The sequence below is a fragment of the Stenotrophomonas sp. Ker107b genome, from assembly GCF_053847245.1.
In genome coordinates, this window is the sequence record NZ_JBSPHX010000001.1 from 381,820 (window position 1) to 402,079 (window position 20,260).

15 protein-coding genes are annotated in these 20,260 nt (G+C 66.8%); 11 read left to right on the top strand and 4 right to left on the bottom strand.

Translation table 11 applies throughout. The annotated features are described in order from the left end of the window. Nucleotides 1-168 precede the first annotated feature (168 nt). The 11 genes from ACWV8V_RS01935 to ACWV8V_RS01985 all read left to right on the top strand — a co-directional run bounded on the left by ACWV8V_RS01935 (nucleotide 169) and on the right by ACWV8V_RS01985 (nucleotide 16,176). On the top strand, nucleotides 169-1,026 hold the full coding sequence (locus tag ACWV8V_RS01935) for an HpcH/HpaI aldolase/citrate lyase family protein (protein WP_259262171.1): 858 nt from the start codon (nucleotides 169-171) through the stop codon (nucleotides 1,024-1,026). An 85-nt stretch (nucleotides 1,027-1,111) separates the two neighbouring features. Beyond that, nucleotides 1,112-3,550, top strand: a complete 2,439-nt coding sequence (locus tag ACWV8V_RS01940; protein ID WP_455898802.1) for a sodium:solute symporter family transporter — start codon at nucleotides 1,112-1,114, stop codon at nucleotides 3,548-3,550. A gap of 93 nt (nucleotides 3,551-3,643) precedes the next feature. Then, nucleotides 3,644-4,525, top strand: coding sequence for a LysR family transcriptional regulator (locus tag ACWV8V_RS01945; RefSeq protein WP_346468786.1), 882 nt, complete (start codon nucleotides 3,644-3,646; stop codon nucleotides 4,523-4,525). A 244-nt stretch (nucleotides 4,526-4,769) separates the two neighbouring features. Then, nucleotides 4,770-6,944, top strand: coding sequence for a TonB-dependent receptor (locus ACWV8V_RS01950; protein WP_259262175.1), 2,175 nt, complete (start codon nucleotides 4,770-4,772; stop codon nucleotides 6,942-6,944). Nucleotides 6,945-7,043: 99 nt separating this feature from the next. Beyond that, nucleotides 7,044-8,345, top strand: a complete 1,302-nt coding sequence (locus tag ACWV8V_RS01955; protein ID WP_455898803.1) for a serine hydrolase domain-containing protein — start codon at nucleotides 7,044-7,046, stop codon at nucleotides 8,343-8,345. Then, nucleotides 8,342-9,295 (top strand): ribokinase, encoded by a 954-nt coding sequence (locus tag ACWV8V_RS01960; RefSeq protein ID WP_455898804.1) that lies wholly within the window; start codon nucleotides 8,342-8,344, stop codon nucleotides 9,293-9,295. The genes ACWV8V_RS01955 and ACWV8V_RS01960 overlap by 4 nt, the downstream gene beginning before the upstream one ends. A 37-nt stretch (nucleotides 9,296-9,332) precedes the next feature. Next, on the top strand, nucleotides 9,333-11,522 hold the full coding sequence (locus tag ACWV8V_RS01965; RefSeq protein ID WP_455898805.1) for a formylglycine-generating enzyme family protein: 2,190 nt from the start codon (nucleotides 9,333-9,335) through the stop codon (nucleotides 11,520-11,522). Next, complete coding sequence (locus tag ACWV8V_RS01970) at nucleotides 11,519-13,384, top strand: glycoside hydrolase family 127 protein (RefSeq protein ID WP_455898806.1); 1,866 nt, start codon at nucleotides 11,519-11,521, stop codon at nucleotides 13,382-13,384. Before ACWV8V_RS01965 ends, ACWV8V_RS01970 begins: the two co-directional genes overlap by 4 nt. A 137-nt stretch (nucleotides 13,385-13,521) precedes the next feature. Then, complete coding sequence (locus ACWV8V_RS01975) at nucleotides 13,522-14,712, top strand: CaiB/BaiF CoA transferase family protein (RefSeq protein WP_346468793.1); 1,191 nt, start codon at nucleotides 13,522-13,524, stop codon at nucleotides 14,710-14,712. A gap of 16 nt (nucleotides 14,713-14,728) precedes the next feature. Next, nucleotides 14,729-15,685, top strand: coding sequence for a transaldolase (locus ACWV8V_RS01980; protein WP_455898807.1), 957 nt, complete (start codon nucleotides 14,729-14,731; stop codon nucleotides 15,683-15,685). A gap of 128 nt (nucleotides 15,686-15,813) precedes the next feature. Beyond that, nucleotides 15,814-16,176 carry a glycine zipper 2TM domain-containing protein gene (locus tag ACWV8V_RS01985; protein ID WP_019184476.1) on the top strand — a complete coding sequence of 121 codons (363 nt, stop codon included), beginning with the start codon at nucleotides 15,814-15,816 and terminating at the stop codon, nucleotides 16,174-16,176. Between the two features lie 93 nt (nucleotides 16,177-16,269). Here ACWV8V_RS01985 and ACWV8V_RS01990 read toward each other — a convergent pair whose 3' ends face one another. The 4 genes from ACWV8V_RS01990 to ACWV8V_RS02005 form a co-directional block, all read right to left on the bottom strand. Then, the gene (locus ACWV8V_RS01990) at nucleotides 16,270-18,513 is read right to left on the bottom strand and encodes a hypothetical protein (protein WP_455898808.1); all 2,244 of its coding nucleotides are present in this window, start codon (nucleotides 18,511-18,513) and stop codon (nucleotides 16,270-16,272) included. A gap of 107 nt (nucleotides 18,514-18,620) precedes the next feature. Continuing rightward, entirely contained in the window at nucleotides 18,621-19,319 is a 699-nt protein-coding gene (locus tag ACWV8V_RS01995; RefSeq protein ID WP_455898809.1) for a PilW family protein, read from the bottom strand. Between the two features lie 8 nt (nucleotides 19,320-19,327). Then, nucleotides 19,328-19,765 carry a type IV pilus modification PilV family protein gene (locus ACWV8V_RS02000; protein WP_455898810.1) on the bottom strand — a complete coding sequence of 146 codons (438 nt, stop codon included), beginning with the start codon at nucleotides 19,763-19,765 and terminating at the stop codon, nucleotides 19,328-19,330. After that, nucleotides 19,749-20,258 carry a pilus assembly FimT family protein gene (locus ACWV8V_RS02005; RefSeq protein WP_455898811.1) on the bottom strand — a complete coding sequence of 170 codons (510 nt, stop codon included), beginning with the start codon at nucleotides 20,256-20,258 and terminating at the stop codon, nucleotides 19,749-19,751. The genes ACWV8V_RS02000 and ACWV8V_RS02005 overlap by 17 nt, the downstream gene beginning before the upstream one ends. Nucleotides 20,259-20,260 lie beyond the last annotated feature (2 nt).

The following is a 20,260-nucleotide window of genomic DNA, read 5'->3' on the forward strand; positions in this document are numbered from 1 at the left end:
CGATGGCAGGATGGGCCGGCCCGCGATGCCGGGCGGTGCTGTTCGCTGGCCCGGCCGTCACCATCGGCACTCCCCCGATCGATACAAAAACTATCCAATGAATGTCCGGGGCCGCACTTTTTACGGGCTTTTAATTCTGCAGACTGCGCGGGTTGATGAGGGAAAACCATGCGTAGCAAGCTGTTCGTCCCCGGGGCACGCCCGGAACTGTTCGACAAAGCCATGGCCAGCCAGGCCGATGCACTCTCGTTCGATCTGGAAGACTCGGTTCCCGAGGCCGGCAAGGCCCAGGCGCGTGCCCACGTCGCCGATGTCCTGCGGCGCGCGGCCACCCGGGCCAGCGGCAAGCAGTTGATCGTGCGTACCAACGGCACCAGCAGTGCGCAGTTCGATGCCGATCTGGCGGCCGTGGCACTGCCCGGCGTGAGCCTGCTCAATCTGCCCAAGATCGAATCGGTCGCCCAGTTGCTGGCCGCGATCGCCCGGCTGGAGCGGGCCGAGCAGGCCAATGGCGTGGAGCGCCCGATCGGCCTGTTGATCAACATCGAAACCCCCAAGGCGCTGCGCACGGCCGCGGAGCTGGCCACCGCGCATCCGCGCGTGGCCGGCCTGCAGCTCGGGTTGGGCGACCTGTTCGCGCCCAATGGCATCCACCGTGAGCTCAGCAACGTGCATGCCACGCTGTTCGCGGTGCGCCTTGCCGCGGCCGAAGCCAATGTGTTCGCCTGCGATGGCGCCTTCCCGGACGTGACCGATACCGAGGGCTTCCTGGCCGAGGCACGGATCGCCCAGCAGCTGGGCTTCATTGGCAAAAGCTGCATCCACCCGCGCCAGGTGGGGCTGGCCAATGCCACCTTCAGCGTGCCGCCGGCGATGCTTGAGGAGGCCCGCCGGATCGTCGCTGCTTCGGCGAGCGCCGCCGGCAACGGCCACGGCGCGTTCCTGTTCGAAGGCCGGATGATCGACCTGCCGTATCTGCGCCGTGCCGAGGCCCTCCTGGCCGCGGCCTCTCCTCCGGTCGCCTGACGGCGACAACCGGATGCATCGACCCCTTTCTCATTCCTGCGCGACGGCCTGCATCGGCCACGCCGCGCTCTTTCCGGGTGATTCCATGCTCAAGCCTGTCCCGTTCGCCTTCTTCTCGTCCTTGATCCGGCGGTGTGCACGCTCGGCGCGCCTGCTTGCTGCCTCAGTGCTGCTCACTGGCAGTGGCGCGGTCGCCGCCGAAAGCCTGACTACGGTCAGCTCGGGCAGCCTGCCCGCACTGCCGACACCGGTATCGGCGGCCGGGCTCCTCCACGTGGACGGGCGCATCGTTGCGCTCAGCGAAGGCCATGGCTGGGCACTCAGTGCGGACAACACCGCGTGGGAGCCGCTTAAGGTGCCGGCGGCGACGCCGGGCAGGGGGGTGAAGGGCAGCGCCAGCGTCGCCGGGCGTACCTACCTGCTGGACGGGCCGGACGTGAGGAGCGATACGCTGCAAGCGCTGACGTTGCGCGCCGGCGCGCTGGTTCTCGATCCTCCCGTGCCGCTGCCGCAGCCCTTGAGCAACGCCCAGGGAGCGGCGTTCAACGATGCACTGTTCCTGATCGGCACCGACGCTGGCGGCGTCACCCAGTTGTATCGACGCGGGGCGGCGGCCGCCTGGCAGCATCTTGAGCAGGTGCCGGCTTCCGGTGTGCCGCACGCATTGCAGGCGCAGAAGGGCGCGCTCTACCTGGCCACCGCTGTGGCTGGCCAACCCGATCAGCTGTGGCGCCGCAACGCCGACGCCAGCTGGCAGCAGGTCGCGTCGCCGGACGGCACCATCATCGCCGGCTCGATGCGCGCGCTGGGCCAGGCACATCTGCTGATGCTGGTGAACGACGGCAGCGGCGTGACCCAGGCGCGCACCTTCCACACCATCACCGACGCATGGACGACACTGGACACGCCGATTGCCGCAGCACCGCAGGCCGTCACGGCGTGGGGCAACGGACTGGCCTGGGCCACCGCGGGCGCCACCGGCAGCCAGCTCCAGTACGCCGAACTGCAGGGCGGCAAGCACCTGCTGCGCTGGCTGGACTGGACGGTGATCGGCGTCTATCTGCTGGCCATGCTTGGGATGGGCTTCTACTTCTATCTCAAAGACCAGAACGCCTCCACGGCGGACTTCTTCGTCGGTGGGCGCTCGATTCCGTTCTGGGCGGCCGGCATCAGCCTGTATGCCACCAACACCAGTTCGATCAGCTTCATCGCCATCCCGGCCAAAGCCTTCGATACCAACTGGCAGTACCTGACCAACAACCTGATCGCGGTCGTCGGCCTGATGTTCGTGGCGGTATGGATCGTGCCGCTGCTGCGTCGGCTGGACCTGATGAGCGTGTTCTCCTACCTGGAAACGCGCTTCCATCCGGCGATCCGCATGCTGTCCAGTGCGTTGTGCATCGTGATGCAGATCGGCAGCCGCATGAGCGTGATCCTGTTCCTGCCGGCGCTGGCGATCTCCACCATCACCGGTGTGGACGTGGTCTGGTCGATCATGCTGATGGGCGTGTTCACCATCATCTACTCCACTGTGGGCGGCTCCAAGGCGGTGATCTGGACCGACGTGGTGCAGGTGATCGTGATGTTCGGCGGCGCGCTGTTCGCGATCGGCTTCATCTTCCTGCAGACCGGCGGCGACATGCCGCAGCTGCTGAGTGCGGCCGCGGCGGAGGACAAGACCAAGCTGTTCGATTTCAGCTTCGACCTCACCAAGGCCACGGTGTGGGGCTTCATCTTCCTGGTGGTGTTCGATGTGGTGCTGACGTTCCCGAAGGACCAGGTGCTGATGCAGCGCACCTTGTCCACGCGCTCGGACAAGGAAGCCGGGCGATCGATCTGGGCATTCGCCGCCATCATGATTCCCGGCGGCTTCGTGTTCTACGGCATCGGTACGGCCCTGTGGATGTACTACCGCAACAACCCCGAACGCCTGAATCCGCTGCTGCCGATCGATGCGACCTTCCCGCTGTTCATCGCCGCCGAGCTGCCGGCCGGCGTCACCGGGCTGATCATCGCCGGCATCTTCGCCGCGGCGATGTCGACCCTGTCGAGCATCATCAACTCGATCTCGACCCTGGTCTCGGTGGATTTCTACCAGAAACTGGTCAAGGACCCGAACGAGAAAACCGCCGTGCGCGTGGCCGAATGGTCCGGCGTGGGCGTGGGCCTGATCGGCATCGGCATCGCGCTGGTGATGAGCCGCTATGACATCCATTCGCTGTTCGATGTCTCCATCGAACTGGCCGGCCTGCTCGGCGGTGGTTTTGCCGGTGCCTACACGCTGGGGATGTTCACCCGCCGCGCCAACGCACCGGGCGTGGCGATCGGTGTGGCCGGCTCGATCCTGATCACGCTGGTCTGCTGGAGCATGGACCTGGTGCACCCGTACTTCTATCTGGCGATCTCGATCCTGCTGTGCATCGTGATCGGCTATGTGGCCAGCCTGTTCTTCCCGGCGCCGACCCGCTCGCTGAAGGGGCTGACCATCTACCGCGATGCCCCGGCCGAAGCGGCAGCCCCATGACCAGCACCGTCGAGGCGCCGGCGCACGGGCCATTGGTCCAATCGCATTGCGCCAGTCGCTCGTGTAGGTTGCTCACGCGCTGAGAGGTGATCCGTGGAAACCCAGTTCCTGAGTACGTTCGTAACGGTGGTGGACCGCGGCTCGATGGCCGCCGCGGCCCGCTCGCTGCATATCACCCCGGCCGCGGTCGCCCAGCAGATCCGCACGCTGGAACGTGAACTCGGCGCGCCGCTGATCGCCCGCGCCGGGCGCACCGTCAGCGTCACCGAGGACGGCGCGCGCATCCTGCAGCGGGCGCGCGACCTGCTACGCCAGGTCGCCGACCTGCGCAGCGTGGCCAACGAAAACGACCTGGCCGGCGAGCTGCGGCTGGGCGCGTGCCCGACCGCGCTGGCCGGCCTGCTGCCGGACATCCTGTCGCGGATGGTGGCGACCTTCCCGCAGATCAACGTCTTCATCAAGCCGGGCTACTCGGCCGATCTGTACCGCGCGGTGGAGGCCGGCGATCTGGATGCGGCGATGGTGCTGCAGGCGCCGTTCGCGCTGCCCAAGACCTGCAAGTGGCAGCAGCTGCGCGAAGAACCACTGGTGGTGCTGGCGCCGGCCCATCTGGCGGGCCGTGACCCGCACGAGCTGCTGCGCGAGCAGCCGTTGATCCGGTACGACCGCCACGAATGGGGTGGTCGTCTCGCCGATGACTATCTGCGGCAGGCCGGGATCGTGCCGCGCGAGCGATTCGAGCTCAATGCACTCAATGCCATCGCGGTCATGGTCGACCGCAGGCTTGGCGTGTCACTGGTGCCGGATTGGGCCAAGCCATGGCCGGAAGGGTTGAACGTTGTGCGCATTCCCTTGCCGCAGTGCAGCGAACCGCGCCGGATTGGCGTGGTGTGGTCGCGTTCGTCAGTGCGCATCCGCCTGGTGAACGTGTTGCTGGAGGAAGCGCGCGTCGCATTGACCGAGCCGCAACGCTGATACCACGGGTTTTCGCGCGGTGCGCCGTGCGAAGCGAAACAAATCCTAGGCTTTGAACATACCTGAGCGCAGTTCTATCGCCATGACGCCGCGCCTAGGCTCTCGCCTCGTTGCCGGACAGGACGTGGAAACCCGCAAGGGAACCGCATCGACCGGCGGAAGGGCGAAAGCCCACGCGCGTCATCGGTGGCGACGGCTCCCCGGCCGGCTGTCCCGCATTTCCTTTTTTGGGGGGGAGAAACGAATGATCAAGCCACTTTCCGCGGCCATCAGCACTGCACTGTTCGCCTGTGTCATCAGCCCTGCCATGGCGCAGAACGCGACACCCACCGATCTGGACCAGGTGATCGTGACCGGCAGCCGGACCCCGATCTCGATCGAGAAGGTTCCCGGTGCAGTGACCGTCGTGAACCAGGAACAGGTGCAGCGCACCCTCAACCTGACCGAAGACGCCACGGCCGTGCTGGCACGCATGGTGCCGGGCTACTCCGAATCCTCCCAGGCAATGAGCAACAGTGGCGAGACCCTGCGCGGCCGCGTCGCGCTGCGCCTGTTCGACGGTGTGCCGCAGGGCTCCCCGCTGCGCGAAGGCAGCCGCAACGGCACGTTCACCGACATGGGCGTGATCGGCCGCATCGAAGTGATCAACGGCCCGTCGGCCGCCGAGGGCATCGGTGGTGCCGGTGGCGTCATCAACTATCTCTCCAAGAATCCTGAAGTGGAGGGCCACCAGACCACGGTCAGCACGCGCTACGGCACCCAGTTCAAGGATGACAGCGGGCAGTCCAAGATCGGCATCACCCACACCTTCAAGGGCGACGCCGCGGACTTCCTGATCAGCGGCGCTTACATCGACCGCGGCATCGCCTACGACGGCGACGGTCGCCGGGTGGGGTTGAACACCTCCGGCTCGCTGTCCGACTCCTACAGCAAGAACCTCTTTCTGAAGGGCGGCTACAACTTTGGCGAGGGCCAGATGCAGCGCATCCAGGCCAGCTACAGCAACTTCCATATTGGTGGGAAGCACAACTACATTCCGGTCGAAGGCTGCCGCTACGACGCCGTGGAGTGCCCGATTCCGAGCACCAACACCGCCGAAAAGGGGTCCATCGCCGGCTCGCTGGCCGAGTTCAACGATTTCGAACAGTTCGCTGCCAAGTACACCCATGCCGACTTCTTCGGCGGTGACCTGAGCGTGGACCTGTACTGGGCAAAGCAGGCGATGCGCTATGTGCCGGAGAACGGCGCCGACCGCCAGCTGGTCAAGCCGGCGCCGCCGGAGGCCGACCGCATCTGGGACCAGTCGGAGATCAACTCCGAGAAGAAGGGGTTGCGTGTGGCTTATGCCTACGGCGACCTGTTCGCGGTGGAGGGTCTGCGCCTGCGCACCGGCCTGGACCTGGTGGAAGACACGGCCGAACAGCGCCTGGCGTTGACCGACCGGGTCTGGGTGCCGCCGATGAAGTACACCAGCCTGGCGCCGTACGCGCAGCTGAGCTGGGACATCGGCCCGGTGACGCTGGATGCCGGCATCCGCCGCGAAGACGGTGAGCTGGAAATCGACGGTTACACCACCACCGCCTACCGCGACTTCACCCCGGTGCAGGGCGGCAAGCTCGACTACAAGGCCAACCTGCCCAACTTCGGTGCGATCTGGCGCATCACCGATGCGTGGTCGGTGTTCGCCTCGTACTCGGAAGGCTTCGGTATTGCCAACGTGGGCATCCCGCTGCGCAATATCCAGGCCAACAGCCCGTGCAAGGCAGTGGCATGCATCGCCGATCTGCAGCCGCTGATCACCAAGAACAAGGAAGTGGGCTTCAACTGGCGCGGCGAGCAGGCACAGGTCGGCATCTCGGGCTACCGCTCGACCTCCGAGTTCGGGTCTTCGCTGACGGTGGACAAGGTGACCGAGGACTTCATCCTCACCCGTGCACCGACCCGGATCGAAGGCATTGAGATGAACAGCGCCTGGACCTTCAACGACCAGTGGAAGGCGACGCTGCTGTACTCGCGGATCCGCGGCCAGACCCAGTACTACGACGGCTCGGGCCTGAACAAGGAGATGGGCATCCTCGACATCTCCCCGGACAAGGTCAATGCCTCGCTGACCTGGACACCGAATGATCGTTTCGATGCGACGCTGGGCGTGAGCCGTACCTTCAGCCGCGACCTGCGCGAGACCTTCGTCAATCCGTCCAACGGCGCGGTCTACCGCAATGACGAGGATACCTACGGTTACGCGTTGTGGGATCTCAGCATGAACTACGACACCGGGACCTACGGCAAGCTGTCGCTGGGCATCGAGAACCTGCTGGACAAGCAGTACGTGCTGACCTGGTCGCAGTTGCCGGGCTGGCAGAACTTCTTCTCCGGCCGTGGCCGCATGGTGTCGCTGACCCACACCTTCACCTTCTGACCGTCACCGCGGACCGGCGCTGCGACGCACTGCAGCGCCGGTCCGTTTTTATTGCCTTACCCTGTCATGACGTTACCGCCACTGACAGCAGGAGAGCGGATGTACTGGCCATCGCACGGACCGGCCCACGCCCGTCATTGCCGCCCCCGGGCACGCCTGGCCGTCCTCGCGTGGCTGATGCTGGCGGTGGGACAGGCTGCGGCGTCGTTGCCGGAACGTCCCGCCTCACCGCCACGGCTGCCGGCGGTCGATGCTCTCCTCCACGAATCGACCGGCCGCCAGGGCTACACCGGCGCGGTCGCGCTGGTGATTCACGACGGCCGCATCGTGCATGACGCCGCCTACGGTTGGCAGGATCTGGCGCATGCCACGCCCATGCAGCGTGACAGCATTTTCCGCCTCTACTCGATGACCAAAACGGTGGCCTCGGTGGCCGCCTTGATGCTGGTGGAAGAGGGTCGGCTGGATCTGGATGATCCGGTGGCGCGCCATCTCCCTGAGTTCTCACGCCTGCAGGTCTTCACCGGGGGCACCGCCGCGGCGCCACAGCTGCGGCCGGCGAGGCAGACGCTGACCGTACGACATCTGCTCACCCATACCGCCGGTTTCGCAGCGGGTGGGGAAGGATTCGAGGCCGTCACCGAGCTGCTGGAACACCAGCAGGTGCAGGCCGCGGACAGCCTGGCCACCTACACCACGCGCTTGGCCCGCGTGCCACTGGCGACCGAGCCGGGCACACGCTTCCGTTACGACAGCACCTCCATCGAGGTCCTCTCGCGACTGGTGGAAGTGGTGGGTGGCCTGCCGTTCGAGCAGTTCCTGCAACAGCGCATCTTCCGCCCGCTGGACATGCGCGACACCGGGTTCGTGGTGCCGGTGCGTGATCGCGCACGCGTGGTGGCGCTGACCACCATGGGCGAGCACGGTGATCTGGTGCTCGCCGGTGAGGTGCATGCGCGGGTGCCCGGCAGTGCGCTCCGGCCCTATCCAAGCGGTGCCGGTGGTCTGTATTCCACGGCCGGCGACTATGGCCGGTTCGCGCAGATGCTGCTGGACGGCGGCCGCTTTGGCGAGGTGCAGTTGCTTCGACCGTCCACCGTGGCCCTGATGATGCAGAACCAGCTGGTGTACACCGCCTTGCCCCGGCCGGTGACCGAGTTCAGCGATGCCGAGGGCTTCGGCCTGGGCGGTTCGGTGTTGCTGGATCCGGCCCTGAAAGGACGCACCGCTTCGGTGGGCGCGTTCGGCTGGTCGGGCGCGGCCTCGACCTATTACACGATCGACCCGGCACGCCGCCTGGTCGCGATTCTGATGCTGCAGCATCTGCCCGGCGGCAATGACGATCTGCCGCGCATCAGTACGACGTTCTACAACCGCGTTGATGAGGCGATAGACCCATGAGTAGTGCGGCACGTTCCACCGTCCTTGTCGCCGGCTCGGCCAATCTCGATTTCGTGGTGCGCGCCACGCATGTGCCGGCGCCCGGTGAGACGGTGCTGGGCCGTGGCTTCAGCACGTTCCCCGGTGGAAAAGGCGCCAACCAGGCCGTGGCCTGTGCGCGGGCCGGCGGTGTGCCGGCACGGATGCTGCTGGCTGTGGGCGAGGATGATTTCGCCGCACCGATCGAGGCGTCCCTGCGCGACGCCGGTGTGGCCCTGTCGACCGTGCGCGATCCTGCGCTGCCCACCGGCACTGCCTTCATCTGCCTGGCCGACACCGCCGAGAACGCGATCACGGTCGCGCCCGGTGCCAACCTGGGGCTTCGCGAGGAGCACCTGCCGGCGCTGGAGGGCGTGGGCTGGCTGCTGCTGCAGCTGGAAACGCCCGTGCCCACCATCACCGCCTATGCCCGCCGCGCCCGTGCGGCCGGGCTCAAGGTCGCGCTCAACGCGGCGCCGGCACAGGTCCTGTCCGATGCGCTGCTCGCGCTGCTGGATGTGCTGATCGTCAACGAAGGTGAGCTGGACGTGGTGGCCGGCCATCCCCCGGACCTGGCCACGGGACTGGCGCGCGTGCCGGTGCCCTGCGTGATCGTGACCCTGGGTGCGCGTGGCTGTCTGGCCCGGGTGAACGGCGAGGTGCTGCTGCAGCCGGGCTTCCGTATCGACCCCTTGGACACCACTGCGGCTGGCGATACCTTCTGTGGCGCCCTGATCGCTGCGCTGGCGGACCATCAACCGATGGCCGAGGCGTTGCTGGCCGCCACCGCAGCCTCCGCGCTGACCTGCACCCGCCTGGGCGCACAGGCGAGCATTCCCACCCGCGCCGAGGTGCAGGCGCTGCTGGCCGATCCCACGCGCGTTCCCGATGCCGCCGCCCATGCCGCGCTGGCAGTCGGGTGCGCGCAGTGATGTACCTCCTTTCCGTTTCCTGCTGGATGCCTTGCCCATGACCACGCCGTATCAGAGCCCCGACTACGACGCCGATGCAGCCGACTACGGGCGTGAGGCGATCCGCACCGAGTACAAGTTCTCGCACGTGACCACCGGGCGTTACCTGCCGACGCCCGGCAAGGCGCCGGCGTGGCCCTTCGCCGATATCGGCAGCTGGATGATCGATGCCAATGCCAGCGCGGGTGATTGGCTGGAAGAACTCAAGGACTGGCGCCGCGAGCACCTGGTCCGGATCGGCTACACGGATGTGAACTACCGTCGTCCAGAGCTGCAGTGGGCGCAGCGCAACTTCGTACATGCGCAGATGATGGTCGAAGACCGCTACTTCTTCGATGCGGCCACCGGGCAGTACACCGTTGATCGGTATCTGGACGATCTGACCGCACGGTTCGGCGGGCTGGATTCGGTGTTGATCTGGTACATCTACCCCAACATCGGCATCGATGACCGCAACCAGTTCGATCTGGCGCATGACCTGCCCGGCGGCCTGGCGGGATTGAAGACTGCGGTGCAGGCGTTCCAGAAGCGTGGCGTCAAAGTGTTCCTGCCGGCCAAGCCGTGGGACCACGGCACCCGCGACCCGGGCGTGACGCACTGGGATGGGCTGGCCGAGATCGTCAAGGCGGTCGGTGCCGATGGTATCAACGGTGACACCTTCAACGGTGTGCCGCGGGCGTTCTTCGATGCCTGCGATGCACGCGGCAATCCAGTGGTGGTGCAGCCCGAATCCACCATCAGTTCCGAAGAGCAGTTGATCTGGAACGTGCAGAGCTGGGGCAAGAAGGCGCCCGATGGCCCGGTGCCGCCGGTGTCCAAGTGGAAGTGGCTGGAGCCCCGCCATATGGTCAACTACGAGAACCGCTGGGGTCGAAACCGCAATCACGACCTGCAGTACTGCTTCTTCAACGGCATCGGCTACAACGCCTGGGAGAACATCTGGGGCGTCTGGAACCAGTTCACCCCGCGCGACGGTGAAGCGCTGCGCCGGATTGCCACCCTGTACCGGCAGTTCCCGCAGCTGGTGGTCTCGATGGACTGGGAGCCGTACCAGGTCTGCCTGCAGGGCGGCATCTTCGCCAGCCGGTTCCCGGGCGAGGGGGTAGCGCTGCACACGTTGATCAACCGCAACGAGTACGCCGTGGACGGCGAGCAGATCGCGCTGGCGCATGCGCAAGGCACGCGTTACTACGATGCGTGGCATGGGCGCGTGTTGACGCCGCGGATCATTGACGGCGCGGCGTACATCGCGCTGCCGATGGAAGCGCGCGGCTTCGGCGCGATCCTGAGTGTGGCTGCCGATACCGCAGTCGAGGGTCTGGACGATTTCCTGGCCGCGACCGCCGAGCGTACACAGCAGCCCCTCAACAGCTACTCCGCCGCGTGGAAGGCCGCTCCGCAGGAGCTGCTGGCGATGGCAAGCACGCCCCCGCAGGCCGAGGCGCCGGCTGGCATGGTCACGATCCCGGCCGGCGAGTTCCTGTTCCAGGTGGGCGGTATCGAGATCGAAGGCTTCACCTGGGCCGGCCTGGATGTGCAGTACCCGTGGGAAGACTGCGCGCGCCGTCACCATCGCCGGCGCATGGCGCTGCCTGCGTTCCACATCGATCGCCACCCGGTCACCAACGCCGCGTTCAAGCGCTTCCTCGATGTCAGCGGCTACCGGCCGGCCGATGACCACAACTTCCTGGTGGACTGGAAGGACGGCGCGCCGCGTGCGGGCTGGAACAACAAGCCCGTCACCTGGGTCTCCATCGAGGACGCGCGCGCGTACGCGGCGTGGGCCGGCAAGCGGCTGCCGCATGCGTGGGAATGGCAGTACGCCGCGCAGGGCACCGATGAGCGCCTGTACCCGTGGGGCAACGCGTGGGATGCCACATGCGTGCCGCGGGTCAATCGTGGCCGTCGGCTCACCCCGCCGGCGGATGTGGATGCGCATCCGCAGGGAGCCAGCCCGTTCGGGGTGGAGGATCTGGTCGGCAATGTGTGGCAGTGGACCGATGAATTCAGCGATGCGCACACCCGCGCGGCCGTACTGCGTGGCGGCAGCAGCTATCAGCCGCAGACCTCGCACTGGTATTTCCCGCAGGCCTACCGCCTGGACCAGCACGGCAAGTACCTGCTGATGGGCCCGTCCAAGGATCGCGCCGGCACGGTCGGCTTCCGTTGCGTGGTGGATGCGACATGAACCGTCTGCATTCCGCCGCCCGCGGCATGACGCTGGTCCCGCCGCAACAGGTCACCTTGCAGGGTGTGCTGGGCGATGCCCTGGCAGCCAACCGCAGTGGGCGCCTGAGCACCTTCGTCGTCGATGAGCACAGCGCGCCGATCAGCATCTTCAGCCAGGCGCACAAGCACCAGAACCACGAGGGCGACTGGTATGGCGAGCACGCCGGCAAGTGGCTCTCGGCCACGGCGCGCGCGGTGGCGCAGGGCGGGCAGCCGCAGCTCGAGACCTCGTTGCGCCGCGTCGCCGACTGGTTGATCAGCCAGCAGGACGATGACGGCTACCTGGGCAACTATGCGCCTGAGCGCCGCTTCACCGTGCCGCAGCCGCCCAAGCCGGAGAGCTGGAACGGCGAGCCGGCGCTGCGCACCTGGGACATCTGGACGCACAGCTATCTGATCCTTGGGTTCCTGGAAACGTGGCGCGCGCTTGGCAACGCGGCCTACCTGCAGGCCGCGTGCAGGATCGCCGACCTGTGCTGGCAGGCGCTGCAATCGGGCATCGACATCACCACGCTGGGCAACCACCACGGCATGTCCGCCACGGTACTGCTGGATCCAGCCGCCGATCTCTATCTGGTCACCGGCGAGCCGCGCTTTCTGGCGCTGGCCGAGTGCATCCTGGCGCAGGCCAACAGCAACCCGAGGTTGGCGCTGCTGGACAAGGCACTGGCCGGCGAGGATGCGGCCTTCATCGCGACCGGCAAGGCGTATCAGCTCAGCTGGAACCTGGTCGGGCTGGCCAAGCTGTACAAGGCCACCGGGCATGACGACCATCGCCAGGCGCTCGATCATCTCTGGCACAACATCCGCGAGCAGCACCTCACGCTGGGCGGCGGGCCGTGGGGTGGGGTGGCGCACCGGTCGCGCGAGGTATTCAACGCGCCACGCACTTTCTTCCCGCAGGCCTATGTGGAAACCTGCTCGGTACTGGCGTGGATGCAGCTCAACCGTGAGCTGCTGGCCATCACCGGCCACGCACGCTATGCCGACGAACTGGAGCGCACCGCCTACAACGACCTGCTGGCGGCGATGGCCGCCAATGGTGAGGACTGGTGCTACTACACCTATCCCAACGGCCGGCGCGTGCACACCACCTACTGGCGCTGCTGCAAATCCAGCGGCGCGATGGCCGTGGAAGAGCTGCCACAGGTGGCCTATGGCATCGCGGCCGATGGTGGGCTGCGGGTCAACCTGTACGGGCCGGGCGAGGCCACGCTGCTGCACGCGCAGGCCGGTGCGGTGACCCTGCTGCAGGCGACCCGATTCCCCTTCGACGGTACGGTGACGATCACCGTGCTGCCCGAATGCGTCGCCGAGTTCAGTATCGGCGTGCGCATTCCGGGCTGGGCGACAGGTGCACGGATCGAGGTCAATGGGCAGCCCGAGGCGGCCGAGGCGGGCGCGGACGGGTTCGTGCACGTGCAGCGCACCTGGCAGTCCGGCGACACGCTCTGCGTGCAACTGCCGATGCAGCCACGCCTGCACCGGGCGGCCAACATCAACGTGCAGGAATCGCGCGCGCCGGATGGCTCGCCGGTGGCGCAGGAGGTCCTGCGCTGGGAGTACGTGGGGCTCAGCTACGGGCCGCTGGTGTATGCCACCGGCCTGATCGACGGGTACAAAACCGATGAGACGGTGCGCTTGCCGGACCGGCCCCCCTCGCAATGGCTGCAGGTGGGCGAAGACACGGGCGAGGGCGCACCGATCACCGTGCAGCTGGAGTGCCGCGGCCCGCTGACCTTCGAGCCGTACTACCGGTGTGGTGGACGCGATCACGGCAGCTGGCGATTGAGCTGGCTGTCGCTGGCGCCTTCGGGCTGACGTCTCGGCGGTGTTCGGCGGCGGTGGCGCCGCCGACGCCGCAGCGTGCTTTTTGTCCACCCAGAACATACCCACACGATCTGTTTCTTCCCGCTGGCCAGGAGGAAACTTCCATCAAGGTATCGAGTGTATTGACCATGACCGGAAGCAACCCCAGTTCTCCATTCGCCATCGCCCAGCGGGAAGGTGCCACCGGACCGTTGAGCGGCATTCGTGTGCTGGACCTGAGTGCCTACATTGCCGGTCCCTACGGCTGCACGCTGCTGGCCGATCAGGGCGCGGAGGTGATCAAGGTGGAGCCGCCGGTCGGCGACAACCTGCGGCGCTATCCCTCCACGCTGGAGGCCGAGAGCCGCGCATTCCTCGGTGTGAACCGCTCCAAGCGCGGCGTGGTGCTGGACCTGAAGCAGCCTGACCAGCGTGCGGTGCTGATGCGCCTGGTGCGCGAGGCGGACGTGCTGGTGCACAACTTCCGGCCGAGCGTGCCGGTGCGCCTGGGCATCGATTTCGAGAGCCTGCACAAGCTCAACCCGCGCCTGGTGTATTGCTCGGTCACCGGCTATGGCGAGCAGGGGCCGTTGAAGGAGAAGGCAGGGTACGACCAGGTGCTGCAGACCATGACCGGTATGTGCACGATGCAGGGCAAGACGGGCGGCGCCCCGGAGATCCTGTACGGTTCGGTGGTCGATTACTACGCTGCCGCGCTGGTGGCGGCCGGTGTGTCATCGGCGCTTTACGAGCGCGAACGCAGCGGCGAAGGCCAGTTCGTGGGCGTGTCGCTGCTGCGCAGTGCGCTGACGATGCAGTCGGCGCGGATGGTCTGGGCCGAGGGCGAGCCGGCGGCAGTGGGCCGCGATATGCGCTCGGGCGGTGTCACCGGCATCCATCCCACCGCGGACGGATACCTGTACGTCTCGGCCAATACCCCGCGCTTCTGGCAGGCATTGTGCGAGCGGATCGGGCTGCCGGAACTGGCGGCCGACGCGCGGTACGACACCGTACGCAAGCGGGCTGCGGAGGCCGAGATATTGCTGCCGCAGCTGCACGCCGCGCTGGCCACGCGCAGTGCGCTGGCGTGGGAGGCGTTGTTCGGCGAAGAGGTGCCGTGCGCGGCGGCGCGCCAGGTTGAGGACATGTTCGACCATCCACAGGTGCAGGCCGAGCAGATGGTCACGTCGCTGCCGCACCCGCTGCTGGGCAGCTACCGCGGCATCACCCGGCCGATCGTGTTCGGCCGCACACCCGGCCCGGAGCCGTTCGCCGCGCCGGTGTTCGACCAGGACACGGCGGCGATCAGCGCGCTGCTTGACGCTTCCTCTGATGATTGATGCCAAGGACCTCTCCATGTCTTCGCTGTCCAAACTCGCCCAGCTGCGTGATCTGTCCGTGGTGGTCGCCGATACCGGCGATGTCGAGGCGATCAAGCGATTGAAGCCGGTCGATTGCACGACCAATCCCACCTTGGTGAAGAAGGCGCTGGATCTGCCGGTGTACGCCGATCTGATCGAGAACGCGCTGGCCTGGGGTCGTGAGCAGGCGGGTGAGCGCGAGACCATCGTGCACGCGGTGGCCGATCGGCTGACCGTGGGCGTGGGCACGCTGCTCAGTACGCTGGTGCCGGGCCGTGTCTCGACCGAGGTCGATGCGGACCAGGCCCACGATACGGCGGCGACGGTTGCCAAGGCGCGCCAGTTCATCGCGATGTACGAGGCGGCCGGTGTGCCGCGCAGCAAGGTGCTGATCAAGATCGCGGCGACCTGGGAAGGCGTGGACGCGGCGCGTCAGCTGCAGGCCGAGGGGATCGACTGCAACCTGACGCTGATCTTCAATCCGACCCAGGCCTTGGCGTGCAGCGAGGCCGGGGCGTTCCTGATTTCGCCGTTCGTGGGCCGCATCCTGGATTGGTACGTGGCCAACGGGCAGGCGCCGGCCACCATCGATGAAGACTCGGGTGTGGTGTTCGTGCGCGGCGTGTATGCCGAGTTCAAGCGCCGCGGTTCGCCGACGGTGGTGATGGGCGCGTCGTTCCGTTCGACGGCGCAGATCGAGGCGCTGGCGGGCTGCGATCGTCTGACGATTTCGCCGGATCTGCTGGAAAAGCTGGACGCCGATCACGGTGCGCTGCCGCGCAGGCTGGTGGCCGGTGCGGCCGAGCCTGTGCAGGTGACGCCGATCGATGGGGCGCGGTTTGCGGCGGATCTGGCGGCCGATCCGATGGCCACGGAGAAGCTGGCGAGTGGTATCGATGCGTTCGCCAAGGATCTGGAGGCGTTGCGGCAGACGATCCGCGAGCGGTTGTAAGCGCTGGCGGTTGGATGGCTGCGGCCTGAACACCGCCGACGGCGTTGACGCGGCGTGGACGCAAATTCACCCGGGCTTGCCGCCGGCAGGCAGACACTCGGCCCATGTTCCATAAACAGGGATCGACCATGAAGACGAGCATCCGCGTGTTGTGCTTGGGCAGTCTGCTCGCCGTATCGGCCGTCGCCGGGGCCCAGACCTATGGCCCGAAGGACGAAGGACGCCGCTTCAACGACGGCAGCAAAGTGGTGTGCCACAACGTCGAGGTCCAGCGTAATTCCAAGGATCCCAACCGCATCACCGGCACCGCCACCGGTGCGGTCGTGGGTGGTCTGCTAGGTAACCAGGTGGGTGGCGGCAACGGCAAGAAGCTGGCGACGGTTGCCGGTGCCGTGGCCGGTGGTGCCGCAGGCCGTCAGATCCAGGGCAATCAGCAGTCCAAGAACGGCGATCGCGTGGTCGAGCGTCGCTGCGAGCGTCAATATCGCTGATAGCGATGCCCGGTCATAACGTCGCGCCGATCTGTCGGCGCTTTACGGAAAAGGCGACCCTCGGGTCGCCTTTTCCATGAACGGGTATCGAGGTCAGCGATACCGGCTCCAGCGCACGGTCGCCGCTGCCGGGCCGCCGGGCGTGACCGCCGGCGCTTCACAGATCCCCGGGTTGTAGTGATTGTCGCGGTCCTGCGGCACGATGACCTCGGCGCCCCCCTGCTGCACTGTGGTGGCGCTGCCGGGGTTGTTGGTGCCGACCGTCAGGCTGCCGTGGATCACCGTGGTCTGCGCGGCGGTCGCCAAGGTGGAGCCGAGGATGACGTTGCCGTGGATCTGCCACCCGGACAACTGCGCGCCGCTTTCCGTCACCAACGCGACATTCCCGATCGGCAGGCCGCGATGGGATACGCCGGCGGCATCGGTCCATTCGGTGAACTGCGATGCAGCCCCGGTCTTGTCGCACAGGTTGCCCGGGTAGTAGTCGCCGTCGCAGATCAGTGCCGGCGTGGAGAAGTTGGGGGCGATCAGCTTGTCATGACCGGATTGGGTCAGCGTGACGTAGTCCTTCGCAATCAAGGTGGTGAGCAGATCGCGGTTGCCATCGGCATCACGCAACTGGGTACCGTCGATCTTGAGCGCGTTGTCGAACCAGAACACGCCGCGCGGCAGGTGGGTCAGCCCGGTGATGGTCCATGCACTGGTCGCGGTCTTGTCGCGGAAGCAGTGCGCGGCGCCGTTCTCGGCCTGGTTCCAGTTGCAGGTCAGGAACTGCGCACCGTTGGCGGGCAGCCGGCGGACGTCCTGGGTGGCCAGGTTGTAGGTGCCATCCATCGACTGGCCGGCCCGGTTGCGCACATTGCGGATGGTCAGATGCGGAGCGCCTTCCAGCCATTCGAAGATGTAGTTGGCACCATCGCGGTAGGTGCTGACATCGATCGCATCCACGCGGGTGTCGCAGAAGGGGATGCCCGGTAGGCCTGGGCTGGTGCCGGTCTGGCGCGTGCGCAGCCCCTGCATCGCCATGCCTGTATCGGGCACGGTCTGCCGCGCGCCGCCATACTTCAGATCGCCGGCCACGTTACCGGTGCTGACGGTTGGAAAACTCCAGTACAGGCCGGCCTGCGTCGCCGTGATGTCACGGCCGCCGACCAGCGTACCGATGGTGCCGGTGACGATATCCACATCGCCATTGGCCAGTATCGTGGTGTAACGCCCGCCCCAGCCACTGATGGACAGGTAGTGGCCCCAGAGCTGATCGATGGTGAGTGTTGCCAGGCTGATCGTGCCACCGGCGATGGACGTCGAACGGAAGCCGAGCTGGTCCGGCAGCGGGGTGGTGGAGCTGCCGCTCAGGTGCTGGGCCGAGGACGCACCGCTGATGACGCCGCTGCCGGCATCGATCGTGACGCGTGAGAGATCCAGCAGCCAGGTGTCGCCGCTGGTCAGCGTGATGACGATGCGGCCACTACTGGCCGGGATCACTGTCCCGACCGACCACGGCAATCCGCCGATCACGGTCGTGGGGAGCAACGTGCCGCCGACCTCCGTGGTGCCGACCAGCGTCCCACCTTCGTACACATTGGCGGTGAAGGCGCCGGCCCTGATGGCTGCATAGCGGCCGCCACTGACGCCACTGCCGATCGTGACGTTGCGAGCCCACAACGTGGTGTCGGTCGGATTGCCCATCTGATTGATACGGATGGTGCCCTGTGAATGCAGGTGGCCCCCGCTCAGAATGCCGCCACCGGAGAGCGTCACATCGCCCTTGGCGCAACCGGAGATGGTGGCCTGGCTGGCGCCGGTGAGGTTGATGCTTCCAGCGACGGCGATGTTCTCAAAGCCCGCCGGATTGGTCACGCCGAGCGAGCCACCGGTGATGTTGAGGTCGCCGTTGAACACCATCGGTGCGGCGGGGATGGTCGCGCAGACCGGCGAGCTGGGCGTGCTGCTCCCACCCGGGGTCACGTCATACAGCACTTCGACCGTGGCGCTGGTGGTGGTGGAGCCGCTGCCGGCCAGTGCGGTGATCGTGGCGGCGATCTGATAGTTGCCGCTGGCGCCACTGAGCGCGGTGATCTGTGCATTGCCGTCGGGAATGCCGATGGATGCCATGCCACTGATGGTGGCCGGCATCGCAAGCCCACCGCTGCCGCTGGCCCAACCGGCCATCGTCGCCGGATCCACGGCCAGCAGGTAGCGGCGCACGACTTCCACGCCGCGCCAGGCGGCGGCCTGTGCCGAGGTGACCGAGTGGGTGGTGATCTGGCGCTGCTGGTTGCCACGCAGTGAGTAGATCGATGCGGCCACCGTCACCGAGACGGCGAGGCCGACCATCAGGACGATCCACAACGTGGCCATGCCCTTTTGGCGTGCAGGGCCAGGCGCACAGCTCCTGCGGGCGCGTGTGCGCCGGGAGAGATGATTCATCGCGGACATCCTGGTCATGCGGCGGGGGGCACGGTGAGGTTGGGCAGGCACACGGAGAACAGCACGTCGTCGCTGGCCTGGCGCAGGATCACGCGCTGGCCGGTGCGCTCGATGGTGTCCTGCTGTTTGAACGGCAGGCAGGCATCGGGTACGGCGACAAATTGATAGCCGTCACCGCCGCTGGCACCGCGCAGTGTCAACGCGCCGATTTCGCGTTCATCGCTGGCAAATGCACTGCCATCTTTCTGGCTTGGCTCGAAGAAGGCGGCTTCGGCGGCGACGGGTTGCCACTCTGCATCGCTCCAGGTCGCGGCCGTTGCACTGCTGCAGAGTTTCGGCGGCAGCCGGTAAAAGCCGCGCGCAGGTGCGCCGTCGGCCGCAGTATCGACCAGCCGCAGCCCGGCGCATTGGTCGGCCTGATTCAGCTCGTGCTTGAAGCGCCACGCGATCTGCTTGCCTTCAGCGCTGATCGTCAGGCGACTGGCCAAGGTGTCCTCGGCGGGAATGCCGAAGCCAGCTTCCTGCAGTTCGATCTGCGCGGCCAGCAGCGCCGAGGCGACCTGGCCATCGCGCAGCGCCGAGCGCGATGCATTGCCCGACGCTTCGATCATGTTCTTGTAGAGCACCAGCATCGCCGCGATGGTCAGCAGCGAGATCACCAGGCCGACCATCATGCTGATCAGGCTTTGGCCGCGTTGGCGGCGCCGTGTCATGTGTCCGTTCATTGGCGACTGGACACCAGCAGATCGGCGGCGTGCTCGCCGGCATCGTCGCCCTCCAGCTCCAGATCGGCCGCGCGCACGCTCAGCCCCACTTCGCGGGGGGCTTCCACCGGCATCACGGTGCCGGCCAATGCCACGTTGATCTGCGGCGCGGTACCGCATTCCACCTGGGCCTGGCGGGTGAGATCACTGGACAGTGCGAGCGCTATCGTCCCGCTGCCGCACAGACCGGTACCGCCATTCTGCAACTGCTCACGCAGTTGACCGACCACCAGGCGTTCGACCTTGGTCGCGCGTTGGTTGGCCATCAGTCGTGACTGGACGTGGGCCAGGCCCCCGGCGATCAACGAGGTGATCAGCACCGCCACCAGGGCCTCAAGCAGCATGTCGCCGCGCTGGAAGCGAGGGCCGCGGGGCGGCTTAGAGCATATCGACATAGAGCGGATCCTGGCTGGAGAGACCGACCGCGATCCGGCCCAGTGCGACGTCGCTATCGGTGCAGCCGTCGGCGCCAGGCAGACGTACGCCACGGGAATCGAAGGTGACGCAGTCAAAGTCTGGATTGCCACTGCCGGCCAGCGCATCGGCATCCGCAAAGCCATCCAGATCGGTGAGTTTGAAGCACACGCCGGTCCGGACCGGCGCAGACCATGACGGGGCATCCGCGCCGGTGACCATCACTTCCAGCGTGCCCGCGCGCAACCGGAGCATCGCGGCCGGTTCGGTGGCGCGGCGGGCTGATGGATTGCGCAGCGCCATCGCGCGGGCCTGCGAAACGCCCTCCCACAGCAGGCTGCGTGCCTCCATCTGCCGGTTGCTGTTGACCCAATGGGCGCCAAACGGCATCGCCGCCATCAGGAGCATCGCCATGATGAACAACCCGATCATCAGTTCGATCAGGGTGACGCCGCGCGCGCGGGAGGGACGCACCG

Excerpts from the sequence above, each read along its gene's own strand:
- ACWV8V_RS01975 (WP_346468793.1), top strand. The coding sequence starts at position 13,522 with ATGACCGGAAGCAACCCCAGTTCTCCATTCGCCATCGCCCAGCGGGAA.
- ACWV8V_RS01990 (WP_455898808.1), bottom strand. The coding sequence starts at position 18,513 with ATGGTCGGCCTCGCCGTCTCGGTGACGGTGGCCGCATCGATCTACTCA.
- ACWV8V_RS01970 (WP_455898806.1), top strand. The coding sequence starts at position 11,519 with ATGAACCGTCTGCATTCCGCCGCCCGCGGCATGACGCTGGTCCCGCCG.
- ACWV8V_RS01950 (WP_259262175.1), top strand. The coding sequence starts at position 4,770 with ATGATCAAGCCACTTTCCGCGGCCATCAGCACTGCACTGTTCGCCTGT.
- ACWV8V_RS01980 (WP_455898807.1), top strand. The coding sequence starts at position 14,729 with ATGTCTTCGCTGTCCAAACTCGCCCAGCTGCGTGATCTGTCCGTGGTG.
- ACWV8V_RS01935 (WP_259262171.1), top strand. The coding sequence starts at position 169 with ATGCGTAGCAAGCTGTTCGTCCCCGGGGCACGCCCGGAACTGTTCGAC.
- ACWV8V_RS01955 (WP_455898803.1), top strand. The coding sequence starts at position 7,044 with ATGTACTGGCCATCGCACGGACCGGCCCACGCCCGTCATTGCCGCCCC.
- ACWV8V_RS01985 (WP_019184476.1), top strand. The coding sequence starts at position 15,814 with ATGAAGACGAGCATCCGCGTGTTGTGCTTGGGCAGTCTGCTCGCCGTA.
- ACWV8V_RS01940 (WP_455898802.1), top strand. The coding sequence starts at position 1,112 with ATGCTCAAGCCTGTCCCGTTCGCCTTCTTCTCGTCCTTGATCCGGCGG.
- ACWV8V_RS02000 (WP_455898810.1), bottom strand. The coding sequence starts at position 19,765 with ATGTCGATATGCTCTAAGCCGCCCCGCGGCCCTCGCTTCCAGCGCGGC.
- ACWV8V_RS01995 (WP_455898809.1), bottom strand. The coding sequence starts at position 19,319 with ATGACACGGCGCCGCCAACGCGGCCAAAGCCTGATCAGCATGATGGTC.
- ACWV8V_RS01960 (WP_455898804.1), top strand. The coding sequence starts at position 8,342 with ATGAGTAGTGCGGCACGTTCCACCGTCCTTGTCGCCGGCTCGGCCAAT.
- ACWV8V_RS01965 (WP_455898805.1), top strand. The coding sequence starts at position 9,333 with ATGACCACGCCGTATCAGAGCCCCGACTACGACGCCGATGCAGCCGAC.